21 protein-coding genes are annotated in these 22,326 nt (G+C 60.9%); 2 read left to right on the top strand and 19 right to left on the bottom strand.

The window, feature by feature from the left end:
- Positions 1-73: 73 nt before the first annotated feature.
- The 6 genes from ACYZUC_RS25985 to ACYZUC_RS26010 are packed head-to-tail and all read right to left on the bottom strand — an operon-like array spanning position 74 to position 7,337.
- On the bottom strand, positions 74-1,462 hold the full coding sequence (locus ACYZUC_RS25985; protein WP_461991290.1) for a sigma-54-dependent transcriptional regulator: 1,389 nt from the start codon (positions 1,460-1,462) through the stop codon (positions 74-76).
- Positions 1,452-3,224, bottom strand: a complete 1,773-nt coding sequence (locus tag ACYZUC_RS25990) for a sensor histidine kinase (protein WP_461991292.1) — start codon at positions 3,222-3,224, stop codon at positions 1,452-1,454. Before ACYZUC_RS25990 ends, ACYZUC_RS25985 begins: the two co-directional genes overlap by 11 nt.
- Before the next feature lie 10 nt (positions 3,225-3,234).
- The gene (locus tag ACYZUC_RS25995) at positions 3,235-4,362 is read right to left on the bottom strand and encodes a GNAT family N-acetyltransferase (RefSeq protein ID WP_461991293.1); all 1,128 of its coding nucleotides are present in this window, start codon (positions 4,360-4,362) and stop codon (positions 3,235-3,237) included.
- 14 nt (positions 4,363-4,376) lie between these two features.
- Positions 4,377-5,255 (bottom strand): alpha/beta hydrolase, encoded by an 879-nt coding sequence (locus ACYZUC_RS26000; RefSeq protein ID WP_461991295.1) that lies wholly within the window; start codon positions 5,253-5,255, stop codon positions 4,377-4,379.
- Complete coding sequence (locus tag ACYZUC_RS26005) at positions 5,252-6,646, bottom strand: aspartate aminotransferase family protein (RefSeq protein ID WP_461991297.1); 1,395 nt, start codon at positions 6,644-6,646, stop codon at positions 5,252-5,254. The genes ACYZUC_RS26000 and ACYZUC_RS26005 overlap by 4 nt, the downstream gene beginning before the upstream one ends.
- Positions 6,639-7,337, bottom strand: a complete 699-nt coding sequence (locus ACYZUC_RS26010; protein WP_461991299.1) for an MtnX-like HAD-IB family phosphatase — start codon at positions 7,335-7,337, stop codon at positions 6,639-6,641. Before ACYZUC_RS26010 ends, ACYZUC_RS26005 begins: the two co-directional genes overlap by 8 nt.
- 231 nt (positions 7,338-7,568) lie before the next feature.
- Here ACYZUC_RS26010 and ACYZUC_RS26015 point away from each other — a divergent pair, with 231 nt between their 5' ends.
- On the top strand, positions 7,569-8,330 hold the full coding sequence (locus tag ACYZUC_RS26015; protein ID WP_461991301.1) for a MipA/OmpV family protein: 762 nt from the start codon (positions 7,569-7,571) through the stop codon (positions 8,328-8,330).
- A 114-nt stretch (positions 8,331-8,444) separates the two neighbouring features.
- Here ACYZUC_RS26015 and ACYZUC_RS26020 read toward each other — a convergent pair whose 3' ends face one another.
- The 12 genes from ACYZUC_RS26020 to ACYZUC_RS26075 form a co-directional block, all read right to left on the bottom strand.
- Positions 8,445-8,843, bottom strand: coding sequence for a DMT family transporter (locus tag ACYZUC_RS26020; RefSeq protein WP_008040850.1), 399 nt, complete (start codon positions 8,841-8,843; stop codon positions 8,445-8,447).
- A gap of 10 nt (positions 8,844-8,853) precedes the next feature.
- Positions 8,854-9,228, bottom strand: coding sequence for a DMT family transporter (locus tag ACYZUC_RS26025; RefSeq protein WP_008032192.1), 375 nt, complete (start codon positions 9,226-9,228; stop codon positions 8,854-8,856).
- Positions 9,225-10,145 (bottom strand): arginase family protein, encoded by a 921-nt coding sequence (locus ACYZUC_RS26030; protein WP_461991303.1) that lies wholly within the window; start codon positions 10,143-10,145, stop codon positions 9,225-9,227. The genes ACYZUC_RS26025 and ACYZUC_RS26030 overlap by 4 nt, the downstream gene beginning before the upstream one ends.
- Before the next feature lie 228 nt (positions 10,146-10,373).
- Positions 10,374-10,703 (bottom strand): GlpM family protein, encoded by a 330-nt coding sequence (locus ACYZUC_RS26035; RefSeq protein ID WP_192228627.1) that lies wholly within the window; start codon positions 10,701-10,703, stop codon positions 10,374-10,376.
- A gap of 8 nt (positions 10,704-10,711) precedes the next feature.
- Positions 10,712-12,040: a two-component response regulator AauR gene (aauR, locus tag ACYZUC_RS26040; protein WP_461991305.1), complete on the bottom strand. Its 1,329-nt coding sequence runs from the start codon at positions 12,038-12,040 to the stop codon at positions 10,712-10,714.
- Positions 12,037-13,938, bottom strand: a complete 1,902-nt coding sequence (aauS, locus tag ACYZUC_RS26045) for a two-component sensor histidine kinase AauS (RefSeq protein ID WP_008032185.1) — start codon at positions 13,936-13,938, stop codon at positions 12,037-12,039. Before aauS ends, aauR begins: the two co-directional genes overlap by 4 nt.
- A 157-nt stretch (positions 13,939-14,095) precedes the next feature.
- The gene (locus ACYZUC_RS26050; RefSeq protein ID WP_008032183.1) at positions 14,096-14,830 is read right to left on the bottom strand and encodes an amino acid ABC transporter ATP-binding protein; all 735 of its coding nucleotides are present in this window, start codon (positions 14,828-14,830) and stop codon (positions 14,096-14,098) included.
- Positions 14,827-15,498, bottom strand: a complete 672-nt coding sequence (locus ACYZUC_RS26055; protein ID WP_032829007.1) for an amino acid ABC transporter permease — start codon at positions 15,496-15,498, stop codon at positions 14,827-14,829. The genes ACYZUC_RS26050 and ACYZUC_RS26055 overlap by 4 nt, the downstream gene beginning before the upstream one ends.
- Entirely contained in the window at positions 15,498-16,244 is a 747-nt protein-coding gene (locus ACYZUC_RS26060; protein WP_253404832.1) for an amino acid ABC transporter permease, read from the bottom strand. The genes ACYZUC_RS26055 and ACYZUC_RS26060 overlap by 1 nt, the downstream gene beginning before the upstream one ends.
- A 192-nt stretch (positions 16,245-16,436) precedes the next feature.
- Positions 16,437-17,351 (bottom strand): glutamate/aspartate ABC transporter substrate-binding protein, encoded by a 915-nt coding sequence (locus tag ACYZUC_RS26065; protein WP_253404830.1) that lies wholly within the window; start codon positions 17,349-17,351, stop codon positions 16,437-16,439.
- A gap of 261 nt (positions 17,352-17,612) precedes the next feature.
- A complete protein-coding gene (locus ACYZUC_RS26070) occupies positions 17,613-18,425 on the bottom strand; it encodes an SDR family NAD(P)-dependent oxidoreductase (protein WP_461991309.1) in 813 nt (270 codons plus the stop codon).
- A 76-nt stretch (positions 18,426-18,501) separates the two neighbouring features.
- Positions 18,502-19,506, bottom strand: coding sequence for a zinc-dependent alcohol dehydrogenase family protein (locus ACYZUC_RS26075; protein WP_461991311.1), 1,005 nt, complete (start codon positions 19,504-19,506; stop codon positions 18,502-18,504).
- A gap of 95 nt (positions 19,507-19,601) precedes the next feature.
- On the opposite strand from ACYZUC_RS26075, the gene ACYZUC_RS26080 reads away from it, so the two are divergent.
- Positions 19,602-20,480 carry a LysR family transcriptional regulator gene (locus ACYZUC_RS26080; protein WP_461991313.1) on the top strand — a complete coding sequence of 293 codons (879 nt, stop codon included), beginning with the start codon at positions 19,602-19,604 and terminating at the stop codon, positions 20,478-20,480.
- 86 nt (positions 20,481-20,566) lie between these two features.
- On the opposite strand, the gene glpD is transcribed toward ACYZUC_RS26080, so the two are convergent.
- The gene (gene glpD, locus ACYZUC_RS26085) at positions 20,567-22,105 is read right to left on the bottom strand and encodes a glycerol-3-phosphate dehydrogenase (RefSeq protein ID WP_461991314.1); all 1,539 of its coding nucleotides are present in this window, start codon (positions 22,103-22,105) and stop codon (positions 20,567-20,569) included.
- Positions 22,106-22,326 lie beyond the last annotated feature (221 nt).

The following is a 22,326-nucleotide window of genomic DNA, read 5'->3' on the forward strand; positions in this document are numbered from 1 at the left end:
GCAACGGATATGCCCCATTCAAAACCCACGGTTAGCGCCCAAGTGAACAGCATTGCGCTCCCACAAGCAGGGATTAGCGGACAATTTTGTCCACATGAATCCCCAGCTTCTTCAGCCGATACCAGAAGCTGCGCTCAGAAATCCCGATCAGCTGCGCTGCGGCTGCCTGCACGCCGTTGCTCTGTGCCAGCGCCGCCAGAATGTAGGTTTTTTCCACCTCCGCCAGCGCCGCTTCCAGGTCCGCCGGCACGCTGCCCTCAGCGATCAAAGTGCCGCCGCCGTTGGCACTTGAAGCAAACAGATACGCCGGCAGGTCTTCCTCTTCAATCACCGCGCCCGAGGCGACAATGGTCGCCCGTTCCACGCAGTTCTGCAGTTCGCGAATATTCCCGGGCCACGAATACCGGGCCATGGCCTGCAACGCCTGCGGGCTGAAACCGCTGAAACGTTTACCGGCCGCAGCCCCCAGCGTGTGGGCGAAATGCCGGGCCAGCGGCGCAATGTCTTCAACCCGTTCGCGCAGGGCCGGCAGCGGAATCGGGAAGACGTTCAGGCGGTAGTAAAGGTCTTCGCGAAACTCCTTGTTGGCCACCGCGTCCAGCAGGTTTTTGTTGGTCGCCGCGATCACCCGCACATCGACCTTGCGCTCGCGGGGATCGCCCACCGGTTCGATCACTCGCTCCTGTAAGGCCCGAAGGATTTTTGCCTGCAAGGCCAGCGGCATTTCGCCGATTTCATCGAGAAACAGCGTGCCCTTGTCGGCCTGCTGGAAGCGCCCGACGCGATCCGCCACCGCGCCGGTAAACGCGCCTTTGCGGTGGCCGAACATTTCGCTTTCCAGCAGCCCTTCGGGGATTGCCGCGCAGTTCACCGCGACGAAAGGCTTGTCGGCGCGATTGCCGTGGGTGTGGATCGCCCGGGCGACCATTTCCTTGCCGGTCCCGCTTTCGCCGGTCAGTAGAATGGTCGCGTTGCTTTCGCGCACTGAGTCGATGGCGTGCAGCACCCGCCGAAAGCTTGGGCTGTCGCCGATCAGGCTGTCGATCTGCCGGTGTTCGTCGAGCTCGGCGCGCATGCGCTGGTTGTCTTTGAGGATGTCGCGAAATTGCAGGGCCTTGTTGACAGTGATGTCCAGCTCATCGATGTCGAACGGCTTGGCGATGTAGTCGAAGGCGCCGTTGCGCATCGACTGCACGGCGTTTTTCACCGTGCTGTAGGCCGTCATGACGATCACCGGCAACTGCGGAAAACGGCTTTTGATTTCCGCCAGCAGTTGCGGGCCGTCCATGCCGGGCATGCGCCAGTCGCTGATCACCAGGTCGATGTCTTCAGCCTCCAGCACCTTGAGTGCGTGCAGGCCGTTGCCGGCGGTGAACACCACAATGTCGTTCTGACTGAGCGCCGAGGCCAGCAGGTCGCAGAGCTTGGGCTCGTCGTCGACCACCAGTACGTTATGTGTCATCGCTGCCCTCGTCGAAGTCTTCACCGTTGGCCGGAATGTACAGGGTGAATGTGGCCCCGGCATCTTTTTCGCTGACGCATTCTATGCGCCCGTCATGACTCTCCATGATCGAGAACACCTTGGCCAGACCCAGCCCGGTGCCCGAGGCCTTGGTGGTGACGAACGGTGTGAAGATCCGTTCGAGCATGTCCGGTTCGATGCCTTGGCCGGTGTCGCTGATGCTGATCACTGTGAAGTGCCGGTCGCTGCTGATTCCCAGGGTCAATCGGCCGCCGTCGGGCATGGCGTCGATGGCGTTGACGATCAGGTTCAGGCCGGCCTGCTTGATTTGCCGCGCGTCGGCGTAAAGCGTCGCGGTGGGCGATTGATCATCGATTTGCACATCAATGTTGTGGCTGGCCAGTTCCGGCGCGCAGAAGCCGACCAGTTCATCCACCAGCGGGCGTGCCAGTTGGGTCGAGCGCATCGGCGCGCTGGGTTTGGCGAAGTCGAGAAAGTCGGTGATCAGGTCGTTGATCCGGCTGACTTCGCTGACCACGTACTCCAGATGACGCTTGTCGGTCTCGGGCAAATCGGCGCGCCGGTGCAGCAGTTGCGTGGCGGTTTTGATGATGCCCAGCGGGTTGCGGATTTCGTGGGCCAGGCCCATCGCGACTTCGCCCAGCGCATGCAGGCGGTCACGCCGACGCAGTTGCGATTCCAGATGCTGCAACTCGCCGAGGCGTTCGCTCATGTGGTTGAAGGTGCTGCTCAGTTCCGCCAGTTCGTCGCCGCCGGTGACTGGCAGGCGTTGGCGATAATCCCCGGCGATCACCGCTTGCACGCCTTTGGACAACCCGCGCAACGGCTTGGTCAGGCGCTGCGACACCAGCCAGCCGACCGCCAGGGACGCCGCCGAGCTGAGCAGGAAAATCAGGATGAACAGGTTGCTCTGATTGACCAGCCCGACCAGGCTGGAGTGGCGCAGCAGGCCGCTGAAAATCACCCCTTGCAGCTCGCCGTTCTCGTTGAGGATCGGCCGGTAGATGCCGCTGTAGCGGTTGGTGAATTGTTCGATTGGCTGTTTGGTGCTGCGCAGGATCTGCTCGATTTTTTCCGGCACGGCCGCCGGGTGATCCTCGAAGCGCTGGGTGGAGAAAATCTCCGAGAAGTCATTGGCCTTGGCCAGATACAGGCGCAGGTCCAGCGAGTGCACGTCAGCCACGCTGGTGAGGAAACTGCTGTCGAGGTAGGTGGCAATCACCAGTTTGTACTCGACGCCGTCCTGATCCGTTTCGAAGGTCGAGACCACCGTGCCGGTCGCCACGCCACCGACTTGCAGGGTTTGCAGCACCGCCTTGGGGGCGGTGCTGATCTGGCGGACGATGTCGTCGGCGGCGGTGCTGAACACCACTTTGTGATCGCTGGCGCGCACCAGCGCCACGACGTCGATGCCCATGGAGTCGGCGATGTCGGTGGTCAGCTTGTCGTGTTTGTTTGCCAACCGATCGGTGGGTGGGCGCGTGTAACGCAGGAACAGCTGCGCGACCCGGGCGTTGTCGCGCAGGATTTCGCTGATCTCGTCTTCGACGATCTTGGTCGATTCCTGCAGCCAGATGCGCACGTTGCTGTCGAAAATCTGCGACAGCGTGGTGGCCGCCAGTTCGGCGGCGATCATCGTCGGAATGACGCTGACCAGCCAGAACGCCAGCACCAGTTTGCGCTGCAGGCTCCAGCCGGAGAGGGCGAAAGGTCGAGCGTTGGTGCGTGAGTCTTTGGTCATTGTGCTTCGCTTATTGCTGCTCGCTGATGGCGGCTGCCATGGCAGGGTCGGAACGGTCCGGTCGGATAAACAGTTTCACCACACGCAACAGGCTATCGAGCAAGCGGTTGCGATGGCGGAAAAACACAGTGTTGCCGGTAAACAAGCAACCCAGGCGCAGCTTACTGGCATAACCGGCCTGGCCGCACGCGTAGATCGGGATGCCGTGCTCAATACAGTAGTCGACATTGGCCAGCCAGCTGCGCACGTAGAGATTGTGTTCACGGGTCCGGGCCAGGTCGTGGGCGAAGAACTTGTCGACCAGTCGCTGTTCGTCGAACAGCACAAGGTTGAACGCCACCAGTTCTTCGCCGACCCAATACAGCACGCACGCGGCACGTTCATCGAGGTGTTCCAGGACCTGGCGGAAGTAGCCGGGCGGCAGGCGTTCGAAGGTCAGGTCGCTGCGGCTCAGCGTGGCCTCGTAAAGCGCCATCATGCGCGGCAGCAGGTCATCGACCGAGCGCCGCCACTCGATGCGCGGCCCCTGGCCACGCAGGGTGCGGCGCAGGTCTTTGCGGGTGGATTTGCCGAGCGTGCCGAGGTAAGCGTCCACCGAGCCAAAGCTGATCGGCAGTTCGGCGCTGGGCAGGCCGGGCATGCTTTGCAGACCCGCGTCCTGACACACCTGCAACCATTGCGGGTCGCGGTGAGAAGCATCCTTGACGGCCAGCAAACCGACCCCGGCCTGATCGGCATCGTGGCGCGCCAGCCGTAATAATTGCTGAAGCAGGTCCACGCGCCGGGCCGGGTCGATGTGCGGTGCGGTCCCGACGTGGCACTGCTCGGCCACCGGCGAACCGAGGGCATACAGGTGCACGTCGAACAGCCCCGGCCACACGCGGCGCAGCCGTTCGCTGATGCGTTTGCCCAGCCCCTGAACGGTGGTGTCCAGCGAGTAAGCGGTGGTGAACGCCACGGCCGCCGCGATCAATACCTCATCTTCGTACAGCGCCAGATAGCGCCATTGAAAGTCTGCGATGTCGGCCCGTTCAACCGCCCGGTAGTAATTCCAATCTTCCAGCTCGGCAGGGAAACAGGCATTCCAGGCATCGCGGTCGATGGCCTCGATCGTCGAAAAGGCAAGGGCTGTGATCACATCGTTTCCTTGGGTCAGGCCAGTTGCCGATAGTCCTGGCGCATGGGTTTGGGGGCGCGGCGCTGTTGAATGAAACGTTGCTGGATGAAGTCCGCGCTCAGCTCCACCACGCGGCGGTATTGCAGGTCGACGGTGATCATGTGGTAGCAGTCGTCGAGCAGAACCTTCACCACCGGACCGCCGAGTTTGCGTTCCACATAATCGGCGTTCCAGCGGCTGGTGATGTCGTCTTCGCGCGAGTGCAGCACCAGCGTTTGCGTGGTGATCTGCGGCATGCGTTTTTTCACCGTCGCCACCAGTCGATGCAGTTCCCGGACACTCACTCCGGACATGGTCAGCAGCCCGGCATTGCTGCTCTCGCCAGCCTTCATCTGCCGCTCGACGATCGCTCGCAAGCGTTCGTCCTTGATGCCAAAAGGTGATTTTTCGTTGAAGCGACACAGGTGCACGCCAAACGGAATCGACATGACCAGGCCGCTTAATTTCGCCACCCAAGGCATGTTCCAGCCGTCGTAGCGCAGGGTCGTCGAATACAGCAACAAGCCTTCGATCTGCCCCGGATGTTCGGCGGCGAGGTACATCGACAGCACCGCGCCCATCGACAAACCGCCGACGAACACATGCTCGTGTTTGCGCCGCACGCCGATGAACGTGTTGCGTGCGCTCTCGTACCAGTCACGCCAACCGGTGGCTTGCAGGTCGGCGTTGTCTCCGCAGTGCCCGGCCAGCGTCGGCACGTACACCGTGCAGCCGGCCTTGGCCAGGCCCATGGCGACCCGACGCAACTCGGTCGGGGTGCCGGTGAGGCCGTGGATCAACAGCACCGCGACCTCCCCGTTGCCGAGAACGAAACCGGCGCTGCCTTCGCCCATGTCGATCTCATGCTCGTTCATCGTGTCATCGCCCGATGCAGCAAGCGGTCGAGCAGGGCGATGCCCAAATCGATTTCCGGATAGCTGATTTCCAGCGACGGCGCGAGGGTGATGACGTTCTTGTAGTAACCACCTACATCGAGAATCAGGCCCAGGCGTTTGCCGTCGATTTCGATGTCGCCCTTCATGCCTTCATCGACCATGAAATCGAGCGTGGCCTTGTCTGGCGTGAAACCGTCCGGGCCGCAGATTTCGCAGCGCAGCGCCAGGCCCAGGCCGTCGACGTCGCCGATGATCGGGTAGCGTTTCTGCAAGTCTTTCAAGCCTTCGAGGAAGTACTTGCCCTTGTTCATGACCATCGCGCCGTAGTCGACTTCGCTGGTCATCTTGAACATTTCCAGGCCCACCGCCGTGCCCAACGGGTTGGAGGCGAACGTCGAGTGGGTCGAGCCTGGCGGGAAGATTTTCGGGTTGATCAGCTCTTCTTTTGCCCAGATGCCGCCCAGCGGATTGAGGCCGTTGGTCAGCGCTTTGCCGAAGACGATGACGTCGGGTTTGACGTCGAAGTGCTCGATCGACCACAGCTTGCCGGTGCGATAGAAGCCCATCTGGATTTCGTCGACCACCATCAGAATGCCGTGCTGGTCGAGCACATGCTTGAGTTCGCTGTAGAAGTTCATCGGCGGAATCACGTAGCCGCCGGTGCCCTGGATCGGCTCGACGTAGAACGCGGCGTATTCGCTCTGGCCGACTTTCGGGTCCCAGACGCCGTTGTATTCGGTCTCGAACAGGCGGGCGAATTGCTGCACGCAATGGCTGCCGTATTCTTCCTTGGTCATGCCTTTCGGGCCACGGAAGTGGTATGGGAACGGGATGAAATTGGCGCGCTCGCCGAAGTGGCCGTAGCGGCGGCGATAGCGGTAGCTGGAGGTGATCGACGAGGCGCCGAGTGTACGCCCGTGGTAACCGCCCTCGAACGCGAACATCAGGCTCTTGCCGTTGGTGGCGTTACGCACGACTTTCAGCGAGTCCTCGATGGACTGCGACCCGCCGACGTTGAAGTGCACGCGACCGTCGAGGCCGAATTTTTTCTTCGCGTCGACCGCGATCATTTCCGAGAGCTCGATCTTGCCTTTGTGCAGGTACTGGCTGGCGATCTGCGGCAGCGTATCGATCTGCTGTTTCAGCGCATTGTTCAGGCGCGGGTTGGCGTAGCCGAAGTTGACCGCCGAGTACCACATTTGCAAATCGAGGTAGGCCTGGTCTTCGGTGTCCCAGACGTAGGAGCCTTCGCATCGGCTGAAGATACGCGGCGGGTCGATGTAGTGAACGGTGTCGCCGTAGGAGCAGTACTTGGCTTCTTTATCCAGGAGGATCTGGTCTTCTGCGGTGGCGATTCGAATATCAGACATGGTGGAGGAGTTCCTGTGTTTCTACATTGAAAGAGGTGGCGTTGGCGGCGCTGGCGTTTGGCAGCTGCGCCAGCAACGCAGGCAGTTCGGCGAAGCTGTCAAAGCGCGCATAGGCGATGCCGTTGCGCTCGCAGTGCTCGGCCAGGCGATCCTTGGCGAACACGAAATCGGCGGTGGCGGCCACGCACATGTCGGACTGGCCGTCGCCGATCACCAGCACCCGTTTGGCGCTGGGGGTGGATTTGCATTTGCAGTTGCCGGAGGCGGCGCGGCAGGCGTCGCTGGCATGCGGGAAGTCGATGCGCCAACTGTCGTGATCGAGCTGGCGCAGGCGATTGGCGAGGATCGGCAAGAGGCTGACGTAGTTGCGCGCCAGGATCCGTGCGATGCCTTGCTCGATGCCGTCGCTGACCACTTCGAGGGAAGCGCCGAGGCCGATCACGTGGTCGACGAAGTCGGGGAAGTCCGGGTCGATCTCGACCGTGTCGAAGAACCCGAGCAGCTCGGACGGTGTGGCCTTGACCAGCGAGAGCTGGCGGCTGAGGCATTCACGGGAACCGATGTCGCCCGCCAGCCACTCGTTTTCGATCGCTTCCCAGCTCGGGTCGGCGAACCGTTGGAGGATGCTGTCGATCACGTCGGTGCGGGTGATGGTCCCGTCGAAATCACACACGATATGCCAGTCAATCATCTGCGTTACCTATCTTGTAAAAAGTGTGCGCCGGGTGTGCTGTCTGCGCTGCACAGGGGGTAGAGCAGGGACTGTGCCAACCGGGTTTGGCCCAGCGGGGCCGGGGTTCTGGCGTGTGTTCGTGTCTTCGAAGCTACAATTTTTGTAGGTCGCTACAAACAACATGAGTGCTTGCGCCGGGAGCGCGATCCGGGGATTGATGCGCGCATGTCCCGTTCAAGGAATTGCCTCATGTCGAGGATTACTGTTGCTCTATTCGCCGCGCTGACGTGCCTTTCGGCCAACGTTTCAGCAGACGGCATCACCGGCGAAGCAGGGGTTGGCCTCAGCTATCAGCCGCACGACCCAACCGGTAGCCGTTACGAAACCCGGCCCGTGCCGTACCTCGATCTGGACTGGGGCGATGTCAGCCTGAGCACCGATGACGGGCTGACCTGGGACGCGTTCAAGGCAAGCGGCTTAAGCGCCGGGCCGTTCCTGAATTACCTGCCGGGACGGACCTCCAACGGTGAGCTGCAAGGCTTGCGCGATGTACCGGACATGGGCGAAGTGGGCGGGTTTGTGCAGTACGCGCCGGCCGACTTCTGGCGGGTATTTGCCTCGGTTGGCCAGGCGGTTGGCGGGCGAGGCGGGCAGGGCGGGGTGTTGGGGCGGCTGGGTGGGGAGGTGGGTTATCCACTGGGTGGCGGGGTGATCGGCAGCTCAAACCTGACCGCGCATTTTGCCGATGCCCGGCAGAACCAGACGTTCTTCGGCGTCAGTGCCGACGAGTCTCAATCCTCGGGGATCCGCCCGTACAACGCCGGCGGTGGCTTGCAGAACGTGGCGCTGACCCAGAGCTTCGAATTTCCCCTGGCGCCGCAGTGGTCACTGCTGACGAGCGCGAGCTGGATTCACCTGACAGGGTCGGCGGCGGATAGCAGCATTGTCAAAGCGGTTGGGGATACCAACCAGGGGGAGGTGCAGGCTGCGGTGGCCTATAAATTCAACTGAAGGTTCTTGGTTGGCCTGTCTGACGCCATCGCGAGCAGGCTCACTCCTACAGGGGAATGCAGTCCAATGTAGGAGTGAGCCTGCTCGCGATGGGGCCCTTGAGATCACAGAAATCTAGGTTTCTTCACCTTCAGCCAGCAACGCAATCCCCCCCATGATCACCGCCACCCCCACCCAATGCAGCACGCTGATCTGCTCGCCCAGCCCCAGCCAAGACCCAAGCAAAACCCCGACAAACACCAGCGAGCTCAGTGGAAACGCCAGCGACAGACTGCTGCGTCGCAATATCAGCATCCAAACAAAAAACGCCCCGATGTAGCAGGCAATCGCCAGCCACACCCCCGGATTCACCGCCACGGCCATCAGCCACTTCAGGTTGAAATCCATCTGCCCCAGTTGATCGCCGCCGACCTTCGTGGCGATCTGCCCGGCACTTTCAAAAGCGATCAACAGCGCCCACAGCACGATGGTGCCGAGGCGCTCATGCAGCCAGTCGGTCTTGCCTCTGATCATCGATTGAGCCTCATGCATGGGCGACACACACGAGCATCACGCCCGCCGTAATCACTAAGGTGCCGAGCCAGCGCCGACGACTCACGGTTTCGCCAAGGATCAGTTTGCCGGCCAGCACCACGCCGCAATACGCCAGCGCCGCAGCCGGAAACAGCAGGCTCAGCGGCGCGCGGGAGAGAGCTTCCAGCCAGACAAAAAACTCGATCACGTAGGCGCCGATCCCGCACCACAGCAGCGGCGCGTTGAATACCTGGCCCCAGAACGCATTCAGGCGAAAACCGCCTTCAAGTTCCGGCAAACGGTCGAGTCCGAGCTTGAAACAGAGCTGGCCAATGACGTCCAGCACGATGGAAAACGCCACCAGCACAATCACGGTAATGGTCATGGGAACAGCTCCTCGAACAGCTCGATCAGTGCCTGATTGGTGGCCGAGTTTCGCAGCAGATCGTCTGCGCTCCAGCGTTCCGCCGGCGGCTGGTCGGCCTTGGCTTCCCAGCGTTTGAAGGCGTTGCTGAAGGCGGGGCGGGCGTATTCGCCGCAGATGTCGATGCCGAGGATCCGCTTGTTCGCGGCCAGCACGCGTATCGCTTGCAGCAGATGGCTCAGGCGCATGCCGCCCTGATCCCAGTTGGTCGCCGCGTCTTCGCAGGCCAGGACGTCTTTGTCGATGGTGATCCACACCGCCTCGGTGGGCAGGCTGGTGATCAACTGATCGAGAAACACCGGCCAATCCAGCTCGGCGAGGTTGCGCCAGTGCAGCTGGTTTTCCAGTTGCTGATGCCCGGCGCCATCGCCGACCCGGCCCCAGACTTTCGAAGGCGGATGCTGCCACGGAAACAGCTGCAAGACCCCGCGTTTCAGGGCGCTGAGGTTGCCGCCCTTGAGCTGTGGATTTTGCAGGTCATCGCTGCACGGGCCGAGGGTGACGATGCGCTGGACGTTCGGCAGTTTCAGCGCCTGGTTGACCCACGAACCGCAATGCCGACGCGGGGCGAAGTGGACCCAGTCGGGGTGATTGTCGAAGTGGATCAGGCTTGTGGGCACCGGCAAGTCAGTGAGAAAGGCCGGGGTCAAGTGGTGGTAATCACCGGAGCCGACGAAGAAGATTTCCGGTTGCGGACCGCTGTGGCGTGGACGTTGTTGCAGGCGTTCGACGAAGCGGCGCCAGGTGCGTTCGCTGGACCAGAGTCGCAATTTCGGGCCGAGGTCGAGCAGGTCCAGGCGTTTCGCGCGGCCGCTGTCGAGCAACCGTGCGATGGGGGCCTGGGCAGTCAGGCTGTGGTCGAGATCTAAAATGTTCAAGGTCGCAATTCACCCTTGGCAGACCCTCCCAGACACCGGCTCCATCCATCATGAAGGCCGGCCGAGGGGGCTTTTGGGGGTAAATGCAAGGGGCGGGCCAGCCATCGGCAACTGTAGTGATCCCCTGTGGGAGCGAGCCTGCTCGCGAAGGCGGTGTACCAGCCAATGCATATATCGACTGACACGACGCCTTCGCGGGCAAGCCTCGCTCCTACAGGATTGGGGTGTTTAGGTCTGGAAGCGCACCCAGACGCTGACGAGGATCGTCGCCGCGATCAACCACGCCACCGCCGCCACCGCGAGCGAAGCCTCCAGCCGCATCCGATCGACCATCACGTACAACGTCGCCAGGTAGATGAAGTACGGAATGATCGACCACATGCCAAACACAATCGTGGTCTTCAAGTCATCCAGCGAGCGGCCCTTGCCGACGATGTAGTGCGCAATCAGCGCAAAGGTCGGAAACAGCGGCACCAGGCCGGCGATGTAATAGTTTTTGGTCTTGGCCAGGGCAGCGAGGATCAGCACCACCGCTGCGCCCAGGGTTGCCTTGAGCATCAGGTCCATCAGTGGCTCAGTCCGTACTTCTTCACTTTGTCGAACAGCGTGGTTTTGGCCATGCCCAGTTCCAGACTGGCCTGGGTCAGGTTGCCGCCGCTGCGTTGCAAGGCGTCGCCGAGCAGGTTGCGCTCGAAGGCTTCCACTGCTTCGGCGAAGGCCAGGCCCTGATTGTTGCCGCTGGCGCCGGACTTCTTGAAGGCCGGCAGACCGAGGGCATACCGCTCGGCAACGTTGCGCAGTTCGCGGACGTTGCCCGGCCAGTCGTGGCTCATCAGGTTCGACACGGTCTGGTTGTCCAGCTCCGGCACGGCACGGTCAAAGCGCAAGGACGATTGCTGCAGGAAGTATTCGAACAGTTGCAGGATGTCTTCGCGGCGCTCGCGCAGCGGCGGCAGTTCCAGGGTCACCACGTTCAATCGGTAATACAAGTCGCTGCGGAATTCGCCGGCCTTGCTCGACTCGTCGAGATCGGACTTGGTCGCCGCGATCACCCGGCAATCCACCGCCACGCTCTGGTTCGAGCCGAGGCGTTCCAGGGTGCGTTCCTGCAACACCCGCAGCAGTTTGATCTGCAACGGCAGCGGCATGCTTTCCACCTCGTCGAGGAACAGCGTGCCGCCGTCGGCGTGTTCGATCTTGCCGATCCGCCGCTTGCCGGCGCCGGTGAAGGCGTTGGCTTCGTGGCCGAAGATCTCACTTTCGAACAGGTTCTCCGGCAGGCCACCGCAGTTCAGGGCGACGAACTGTTTGGTGTGACGCCGACTGAAGTCGTGCAGGCAGCGCGCGACCAGTTCTTTACCGGTGCCGGTTTCGCCTTCGATCAGCACGTTGGCCGAAGTATCGGCGACGTTGGCGATCAATTCCCGCAAGTTCTGCATGGCTGGCGAACGACCGATGATCCGGCCTTCCAGGGAATCCCGTTCCGCCAATTGCCGGCGCAGCGAAGAGACTTCCCGGGCGAGGCTACGTTGCTCCAGCGCGCGACGGGCGACATCCACCAGGCGTTCGGGAGAGAAAGGTTTCTCCATGAAGTCGTAGGCGCCTTTCTGCATCGCGCCGACGGCCATGGAAATGTCACCGTGGCCGGTGATCAGCACCACCGGCAGGCTGCGATCACGGGCCTTGAGCCGGGTCAGCAATTCCAGGCCATCGATGCCCGGCAGGCGAATGTCGCTGATGACGATGCCGGCAAAGTTATCGCCGACCCGCTCCAGCGCTTCTTCGGCGCTGCCCACGCCGACGCAGGGAATGTCTTCCAGGGTCAGCGCCTGTTGGCAGCCGAGCAGCACATGAGGGTCGTCTTCGACGATCAGCACACTAAGGTCGTTGTTCATATTGGCTCGGCTTGAAGGGGGCTTACCAACGGTAAACTGAGGACGAAGGTGGTACCACCGCTGGCCGGGTGTTCGACACCCAGGTGTCCGCCGGTGGCGGCGGCCAGGCTGGCGGACAGGGTCAGGCCGAGGCCCAGGCCTTGCTCGCCGGGTTTGGTGGTGAAGAACGGTTCGAACAGATGCTTGCGCGCTTCGGCATCGATGCCGTGGCCGTTGTCGCGTACTCGCAGGCGATACTTGCCATCGAACGCTTCGCCTTCGAGCCACAATTCCGGTTGGGGCTGCGACTGCATGGCGTCGAGGGCGTTGCCGATCAGGTTGACCAGAATCTGCTCCAGCCGGGTCTGGTCAATCTGCACCTGCACGTCGGCGAACTCGCGATGCAAGTGCAGAGGGACACTTTCCACGCGTCCACCGAGCAGTTGCAGCGCGGCGTCCACCGCTTTGCCGAGGCAGGCCTGGCCTTTGTCGTCGCCGCGCCGGGCGAAGGAGCGCAGGCTTGCGGTGATCCGGCCCATGCGGTCGATCAGTTCGTTGATGGTCTTGAGGTTGGTGCTGGCCACATCCAGTTGCCCGCGCTCGAGAAAGCGCACGGTGTTGCCGGACAAGGTGCGCAGCGCCGCCAGCGGCTGGTTCAATTCGTGGGCGATGCTGGTGGACATCTGGCCGATGGCTGCGAGTTTTCCGGCCTGCACCAGTTCATCCTGGGCGCGGCGCAAGGTCTCCTCGGCCTGACGGCGTTCGCGGATCTGGCCCTTGAGCCGTTCGTTGCTGGCGCGCAGGTCGGTGGTGCGTTCGGTAATCCGACGCTCCAGTTGATTGTTGGCTTCCTGCAAGGCCTCCCGGGCGGCGAGTCGGGTGGCGATCACCTTGCGGCGCTCGTTCCACGCGATCAGCAGGAACGCCACCAGGGCAAACGCCACGGCCACCAGAATCCCTTGATTGATCGCTTCGCGACGCAAATCCTGCAGCGGCGTGAGCAGGGTGAAATTCCACGGAGTGTCGCTCAAGGGACGGGTTTGCGAGAGGTAACTGATGTCCTCTTGGTCGGACTCCACTTCGCTGTTGGCCGGGAAGGTCAGTTTTTCCTCGCCTTCGGCCAGTCTTTCACGGGCCAGCGGTTGCAGCTCGTTCAGTGGAAACCAGTAGTACTGAAGGCTGCGGGCGAGTTTTTCCTTGGTTTCGTCGCTCAATGGAACGACTGATTTCAGCCGTCGCGCCGGATCGCTGGAGAGAATGATGATGCCGTTTTCGTCGCTGACGAAGGCTTCCAGGCGCGCGCGCTGCCAGCGTTCTTCCATGGCTTCGAGGCGGACTTTGACCACCGCGACACCGATGATCTTGCCGTGTTCTTCCAGGCCATGGGCCAGGTAATAACCGGGTTCGCCGTTGGTGCTGCCGATGCCATAGAAGCGGCCCGGCTGACCGCGCACGGCGTTCTGGAAGTAGGCGCGAAAGGACAGGTCTTCACCGAGGTAACTGTCGACGTCGCGCCAGTTGCTGGTGGCCATGACGCGGCCGGTGGTGTCCATCACGTAGATGGCCCGACTGCGGCTGCGCCGGTTCAGGCCTTCGAGGTATTCATTGACCGTTTGCCGGTGTTCCGGCGACGGGTCGGCCAGCAGCTTCGAAACGCTGGTTTCGAGTTCCAGCAGGCTGGGCAGGTAGGTGTACTTGCTGATCTCGCTCTCGACGGCGCGGGCGTGCAGTTCGAGCTGACGCTGGCCGTTCTCGCTGAGGCTGCGGATCCCGTAGTGCTCGCTGACCCAGAAGCCGAGGTAACCCAATCCGATCATCAGGGCGATGACCAGCGGCGGCAGGAACAAATGGCGGATCAGACGGGGTTTCACGACGAGTGATGGCGGCGCTGCGCGATAGAGAGTGGGGTCGCATTTCATCACAGATGCCTTGGGTCAACCACAACACAAATCTCAAAACCACCACCGACCCCCGTAGGAGCCGGCTTGCTGGCGATCAACGATAACGCGGTGTTTCAGGTAAACCGCGGTGATGCGATCGCCAGCAAGCCGGCTCCTACAGGGGAGCGGTGTTTTTTTAGTGTTGCAGAATCTTGTTGAGGAAGTGCTGGGTACGCTCGGCGCGGTGGCTGATGTCGCCGAAGAACTCCTCTTTCTTGCAGTCTTCGATGATTTTGCCGGCGTCCATGAAAATCACCCGGTCCGCCACTTTACGGGCGAAGCCCATTTCGTGGGTCACGCACATCATGGTCATGCCTTCGTGGGCCAGTTGCACCATCACGTCGAGCACTTCGTTGACCATTTCAGGGTCGAGCGCCGAAGTCGGTTCGTCGAACAGCATGACGATCGGGTCCATCGCCAGCGCACGGGCAATCGCCACACGCTGTTGCTGACCACCGGAGAGCTGGCCCGGATGCTTGTGAGCGTGCGCCGAGAGACCGACGCGCTCCAGCAGTTGCAGGCCTTTCTTGGTGGCTTCTTCCTTGCTGCGGCCCAACACCTTGATCTGCGCGATGGTCAGGTTTTCGGTGATGGTCAGGTGCGGGAACAGCTCGAAATGCTGGAACACCATGCCCACGCGAGAGCGCAGCTTCGGCAGGTTGGTCTTCGGGTCCGCAATGGACGTGCCGTCGACCACGATGTCGCCTTTCTGGAACGGTTCCAGGGCGTTGACGCATTTGATGAGGGTGGATTTGCCGGAGCCGGACGGCCCGCACACCACGATCACTTCGCCTTTTTTGACCTCGGTGCTGCAGTCAGTCAGTACCTGGAAGTCGCCATACCACTTGTTGACATTCTTGATAGAGATCATACGGCAAACCTTTTTTGCAGACGCTTGACCAGCAGCGAGGCGGCAAAGCTGATTGTGAAGTACACGAGACCTGCGAAGATCAGGAACTCATTCGAGCGGCCGATGATGTCGCCACTGGCACGCGAGGCATTGAGGAAGTCCACCAGGCCGACGGCGTAGACCAGCGAGGTGTCCTGAAACAGGATGATGCTCTGTTGCAGCAGCAGCGGGGTCATCTTGCGGAACGCTTGCGGCAGGATGATCAGACGCATCATCTGGCCATACGACATGCCCAGGGCCTGGGCAGCGCCCATCTGACCTTTGGGAATCGACTGCACGCCAGCGCGGACGATTTCGCAGAAGTACGCCGCTTCAAACATCATGAACGCCACGATGCACGAGGCGAATGCGCCGATCGGTGTGTCTTCGCCGGTGATCCAGCGCAGTACGAACGGCACCGCCAGGTAGAACCAGGTGATAACCAGCAGCAGTGGAATCGAACGGAAGTAGTTGACGTAGGCGCCGGCGAGGTTCGACAGCAGCTTGCTGTGGGACAGGCGCATCAGCGCGAGGATGGTGCCGAGGATGATCCCGCCGACGACGCCCAGCGCCATCAGTTGCAGGGTCATGACCATGCCGTTCCACAGGCCCGGCAGGGACGGGATGATGCCCGAGAAGTCGAATTCCATCATTTACCCCCTACGGAGATCAGGCCCGGTACGGCCACTTTCTTCTCGACCAGGCGCATCAGCAGCATCAGGCTCATGTTCAAGGTGAAGTAGATCAGGGTCGCCAGGGTGAACGCTTCGAACAGGTTCGCGGAGAACTCGGCGGTCTGTTTGGTCTGTGCGAGCAGCTCCATCAGGCCGATCAGCGAGGCGACGGAGGTGTTCTTGAATACGTTCAAGAATTCCGAGGTAAGCGGCGGAATGATGATCCGGTAGGCCTGGGGCAGCAGCACGTTCCAGTAGATCTGCGGCAGCTTGAAGCCCATGGCGCGAGCGGCGGATTCCTGGCCTTTCGGCAACGCCTGAATACCGGTGCGCACTTGTTCGCAAACGCGAGCCGTGGTGAACAGACCCAGGCAGACAACCACGCTGAGGAACGCCGAGGTGGTCGGGTTCAGGTCCTGCTTGTACCAGTCCTGCAGGTCTTGCGGCAGCAGGTCGGGCACCAGGAAGTACCAGATGAACAGCTGCACCAGCAGCGGTACGTTACGAAACAGTTCGACGTAGCAGGTCGCGATGCCCGACACGATACGATTCGGTACGGTGCGCATGACGCCCAGAATCGAGCCCAGCGTCAGGGCGATGATCCAGGCCACGATGGCGATGGCGATGGTCCAGCCCAAACCGGTGAGGTACCAGTCGAAATAAATTTCGCTGCCCACGCCGGTGGACTTGAAGAACACGCCCCAGTCCCAGTTGTAATTCATTAGGGTCTCCCCTCGGATTCGATCGATGTACTAGTGCCCGCCTGGGGAGATCCTTTCCCGCCCGACCTTGACGGTCAGGCACACGCGATCGGCTCGACAGCCACCGGTTCGAGTGTTTCCAAAAATGCCAGCAGGGAGTGACAACCTCCTGAAAGGGCAGTGGCCCTCTCAGGAGGTAAGGTTAGTCAGAAATCAGGATTTCTTGTCGTCAGCCGCTTTATCGGTCGGATTGGCGATCAGGGCCTTGAGCTCGTCGCTCATCGGGAAGTTCAGGTTCAGGCCTTTTGGCGGGATTGGCTGCATGAACCATTTGTCGTAGATCTTGTTGATCTCGCCCGACTTGTAGGTCGCCACGATGGCGTCGTCTACAGCCTTCTTGAACGGCTCGTCGCCCTTGCGGACCATGCAACCGTAGATTTCGTAGGACTGTGGAGTGCCGGTGACGGCCCAGTCATCGGCCTTCTTGGCCTTGGCCGCTTCACCGGCCAGCAACGCGTCGTCCATCATGAACGCGACGGCACGACCCGATTCCAGCATCTGGAAGGATTCGCCGTGGTCCTTGGCGGAGATGACGTTCATGCCCATCTGCTTGTCGGCGTTCATCGACTTGAGGAGGCGCTCGGACGTGGTGCCCGCGGTGGTCACGACGTTCTTGCCTTTCAGGTCGTCGAAATCCTTGTACGCCGAGCCTTTCTTGGACAGCAGGCGAGTACCGATTTCGAAGATGCCGACGGAGAAGTCAACTTGCTGCTGACGCTCGACGTTGTTGGTGGTGGAACCGCATTCCAGATCCACGGTGCCGTTCTGCACCAGCGGGATACGGGTTTGCGAAGTGACCAGGTTGTATTTGACCTGGAGGTTAGGCATGTCCAGGTCTTTCTTGATCGCTTCAACGATTTTCAGCTGCAGATCGTGGGAGTAGCCAACCGGTTTGCCGGAAGCGTCCGCGATATAGGAAAACGGAATGGAAGCGTCACGATGCCCGAGGGTGATGGTGCCGGACTCTTTGATCTTCTTCAGTGTGCCGGTGAGTTCGGCAGCGAAAACTGGAGTGGTAATCAGAGCGGCAGCAATGGCTGCGCCCAGGATATGGGGAACGATGCGCATCAAATTTTCCTCGACATTGTTTTTTTTATGGAGCCAGTTCATCGGCCCTTTTGTGCTTCGAATGTCTGTCGGCTTCTCAAGGTCCGCGCAACAAGCATTCGTCCAAGAGTGTAGAGCATGACTCGTGCCAGACCAGTCGGCTGAGGATAAATTATTGATTTATAAGGATATTAAATATTTATGGCGTGTTTTTTTGAATTAGTTAATCCGGTTAACCGAATAGACCGGTGAGTCGCGTTCGGAAAACCGAATGCCGGGCTCTCAGGTGTGCTCGACCACCAACTGATTGAACCAGGGCCGCAGTCCGCCCAGGGTGAATCCACCGTCGACCAACAGACTTTGCCCTGTCACGAAGCGCGCATCCTCGCTCAATAGCCAGGCGACGACATCGGCGACGTCTTCCGGCTGGCCGACGCGCTGCAGGGGCGTGTGCTTGATGAAAGGTAACGCCAACCGTTCGTTGGCCAGGACATCACTGGCCATTGGCGTTGCGATCAAGCCTGGGCAGACGTTATTGACCCGGATCTGCTGCGGCCCCACTTCTTGCGCGACGGTGCGCATCATTGCATCCAGCGCGGCTTTGCTGGCGGCGTAGGCAGCCAGTCCCGACATCGAGCCATGAGCGGTCCAGGACGACGTATTGACGATCGATCCGGCAATGTTGTGTTTGAGCATCGCCGCGATTTCATATTTCAGGCAGGCGAATACGCCGCGAAAGTTGGTGGCGATCAGCGCATCGAAGTCTTCGAAACTCAGGTCCTGAAGCGGCATGAACGGCCCCAGGACACCGGCATTGTTCCAGGCCATATGCAGGCCGCCGAACGTCTGCAGCGTGGTGTCGATCAGTGCTTCGACCTGCTCGGGGACGGACACATCGGTGACCACGGCCAACGCCCGGCCTCCGCCTTCACGGATTTGCAGGGCGACGCCCTCCAGTTCGGCGCTGCGGCGTCCGGCGATCACTACATTGGCTCCCTCTCGCCCAAGGCGCAGGGCTGCGGCCTTGCCCATGCCGGTTCCGCCACCGGTGATCAGGACGGTACGGTCGATAAAACGCTGTTCAGTGGTTGTCATGTTGATGCTCTCGGCGAATAGGTAAAAAGTGCTGGCCTGAATCAGGCCTCGGTGCTGGCACGGCGATCACAGGGCTTCAGTGCGCAATGGCAACCTTGCCGAAATGCCGGCCACCGCTGGCGAGGTGCGCATAGGCTCGACTGACCTCATCAATGGAGTGGATGCTGTCGATCACTGGCAGGAGGCGATTAGCCTCGATCGCTCGAACGGCTTCACCCAGATCCGCGACAGAGCCGGTGTTGTTACCGATCACTTTCAGCGCCTTGATAATGATCGGCAGCAAGTCCAGCGCGGGCTTCGTACCGCTCAAAAAACCGACCGTGAAAACCGTTCCTCCGTACGCAGCGGCATTCAGCGAGCGACCGATCGTTGCCTCTCCAACCGTATCGACAACCAGGTCTGCACCTCGGCCCTCGGTGAACAGCAACACCTGTTGGTCCCATTCGGGAAAAGCCCGGTAGTTGATCAGGTAGTCCGCGCCCAGCTGACGTGCCCGTTCCAGTTTCTCGTCATCGGACGATGCCAGGATCACCGTGGCCCCGGCGGCCTTGGCAAACTGCAAGGCAAAAATGCTGACGCCGCCGGTGCCCAGTATCACCACGGTCGATCCGGGACGAATCTGTGCCGCACGTTGTGCGTTCCAGGCTGTGGTGGCGGCAATCGGCAGGGCTGCGCCTTGAGCGAAACTCAAGTGCTCCGGCAAGCGCACCAGGCTGCTGGCGGGGACCACGACGTATTCGGCGAGCGAGCCGGGCAGCGTCACCCCGCGCATGGCCGCCACGTTGGCGGCGCTGATCGGGCCCGTCTGCCACTGCGGCATAAAATGCGGAATCACCCGATCGCCCGACGTAAAACCCGGGGTGTCCGGGCCTGACTGGACAACCTCGCCGGCACCATCGGCGACCGGAATAAAGGGAAACGCAGGGCCTGGAAACTGCCCCGTGGCGATTGCTACGTCCACATAGTTCAACGTTGCCGCGCGTAACCTCACCAACACCTCACCCGGGCCTGGTACTGGGTCCGGTAAAACACTGGCGCGAAAAGACTCGAGCGAGGGGGCAAACAGTTCTATGGCTTTCATGGGGTGACCTTCTATGTCGAAGGTTTTGAGTCTATTGAGAAATAAATAGAGATAAACTGAGCAAAAATTTATGCAGTAACAATCAGGGCTGTGCAATGGATACGCTGGAAAGCATGCAAGCCTTCGTCGCCATCGTTGAAAAAGGCAGCCTGGTTGCGGCGGCGAAAGTCTGCAACATCTCCGCAACCATGGTGGGCAACCACTTGCGCGCCCTGGAAAAACGACTGGGGGCCCGGCTGATCAATCGCACCACCCGCAGCGTGCACCTGACCGGATTCGGCGAGGAGTACTTCCCCAAATGTCAGCAGATACTCAGGCTGATTACCGAAAGCGACTCCCTTGCTCAGGACCAGTTGCAGGTACCGGCCGGGAAGTTGCGTATCAGTGCTCCCGTCTCGTTCGGGACCCAGGCGCTGGTGCCGGCATTGTCTGAGTACATGTCCCGTTATCCCGAGGTCCGAGTTCAGCTCACCCTGGCTGATCGCGTCGTCGATCTGGTGGAGGAGGGCTTTGAGGCGGCGATACGCATCGGTACCTTGCCCGATTCGGGCCTGATCGCACGCCCACTGGCGCCTTACCGAATGATCATTTGTGCATCGCCCGACTACTTGCAGCGTCGCGGGACGCCACGAGAGCCGGAGGAGCTTGGCCAGCATGAATGCCTGTCCTTCAGTCAGTCGGCGTTGACCGATTGGAGCTTGAAAAGTCGAGAGCGGACTGTGCGGGTGGCGATCGACGGGCATTTGCAGATTAACAACGGTGAGGCCCTGCGAGTTGCCGCGCTGCATGGCGTCGGGATTGTCATGCAGCCTGCCGTGCTGCTGGAAGCCGATATCCGCGAAGGACGGCTGGTGCAGCTGTTCGCCGACTATGAGTTGACCAGTCGCCCCATGCACCTGGTGTACCTGCCAGACCGATACCGCTCCTCCACCCTGAGCAGTTTCGTCAATTTCATGCTGGAGCGGTTTGCCTGACCTTCGCGGTTCCTGATCTTCTCTTGTGCATAAAAAAAGCCCCTGAATCGTGAGATTCAGGGGCTTTCGTTTAAGCGGATTACCGATCAGGCCGCTTCGATCTTGCTGCGGTTCTGCTCGACCTTGCTCAGATAGTCCGCCAGCGCTTGCTGCTCGGCCAGGGTGGTGAACAAGCCCAGCTTGCTGCGACGCCACAGAATGTCGTGCGCTGTGGTTGCCCACTCTTCGCTGCACAGGTAATCGACTTCGCGGGTGTAGAGACCGCCGCCGATGTGCTCGCCCAGGTCGCTGAGGCTTTGCACGCCTTCAAGCATGCGCCAGGTGCGGCTGCCGTAAGTGGTGGCCCAACGACGGGCGATTTCGGTCGGTACCCAGTCGAACTGGTCACGAATGCGTGAGCTCAGCGCCTGCGGGGTGGTCATGTCTTCGCCGCCCGGCAGGGTGGCGCTGGCGGTCCAGCTCGGCTTGATGTGCGTGAAGTAAGGCGCCAGTTGCGCCAGCGCCGACTCGGCCAGTTTGCGGTAGGTGGTCAGCTTGCCGCCGAACACCGACAGCAACGGCGCTTCTTCGCCCGTGCCCGAAAGCGCGAGGGTGTAGTCGCGGGTGACGGCCGACGGATTGTCGGATTCGTCGTTGCACAGCGGACGAACACCGGAATAGCTGTGCAGGATGTCGTCGCGGCTGATCTGCTTCTTGAAGTGGGCGTTGACCACTTTCAACAGGTAATCGGTTTCGCCTTCGGTGATCGCCACTTTAGCCGGATCGCCGGTGTACTCGCGGTCGGTGGTGCCGATCAGGGTGAAATGGTTCAGGTACGGAATGGTGAATACGATGCGCTGATCTTCGTTTTGCAGAATGTGCGCGTGATCGCCTTCGTACAGTTTCGGCACGATCAGGTGACTGCCCTGGATCAGGCGGATGCCGTACGGCGATTCCATCTTCAAATCATCACGAATGAACTTGGCAACCCATGGGCCGGCCGCATTCACCAGCGCCTTGGCGCGGATCGAAAGCAGGCTGCCGTCGGCGCGTTCCAGGTGCAGATGCCAAAGGCCTTTGGTGCGACGGGCGCTGACGCAACGGGTTTGGGTGTGCACATGGGCGCCGTTTTCGCGGGCCGCCATGGCGTTCAGGACCACCAGGCGCGCGTCGTCGACCCAGCAATCGGAATATTCGAAGCCTTTGGTGATTTCGCTTTTCAACGGGCTGTCCGGGCCGAACTTCAGGCTTTTCGAACCTTCCAGTTTTTCCCGTTTGCCCAGGTTGTCATACAGGAACAGGCCGGCGCGGATCATCCAGGCCGGACGCAGGTGCGGACGGTGCGGCAGGACGAAGCGCATTTGCTTGACGATGTGCGGCGCCTTGGCCAGCAACACTTCGCGCTCGGCGAGGGCTTCGCGGACCAGGCGGAATTCGTAATGTTCGAGGTAGCGCAGGCCACCGTGGATCAGTTTGCTGCTGGCCGACGAGGTGTGGCTGGCCAGATCATCCTTTTCGCAAAGGAACACCGAAAGACCGCGGCCGGCGGCATCCGCTGCGATCCCCACGCCATTGATCCCGCCACCGATGACGGCGATATCGTAGACCTCGGCGAGTGGGGGCGTAGGCAAGGTAGAAGTGGGCATCGGCTGGCCTCGGTTTTTTTGATTGTCGATATTGGATTTCGAACATTAATGTTCATTTGCGAAAATGGTAGCCCATAAAGCCGCCCACAGCCAGTTAACTTCGATTGAAAATACTGATCGAAGGGCCGTTAAAGGAAAATTTACGAACATTAATAGAGAAAGAGAGGGTGTTGCGGGACACACATTTGTAGGAGCCGGCTTGCCGGCGATGGCGTCCTCAA

This window comes from Pseudomonas sp. GT1P32, assembly GCF_054897805.1.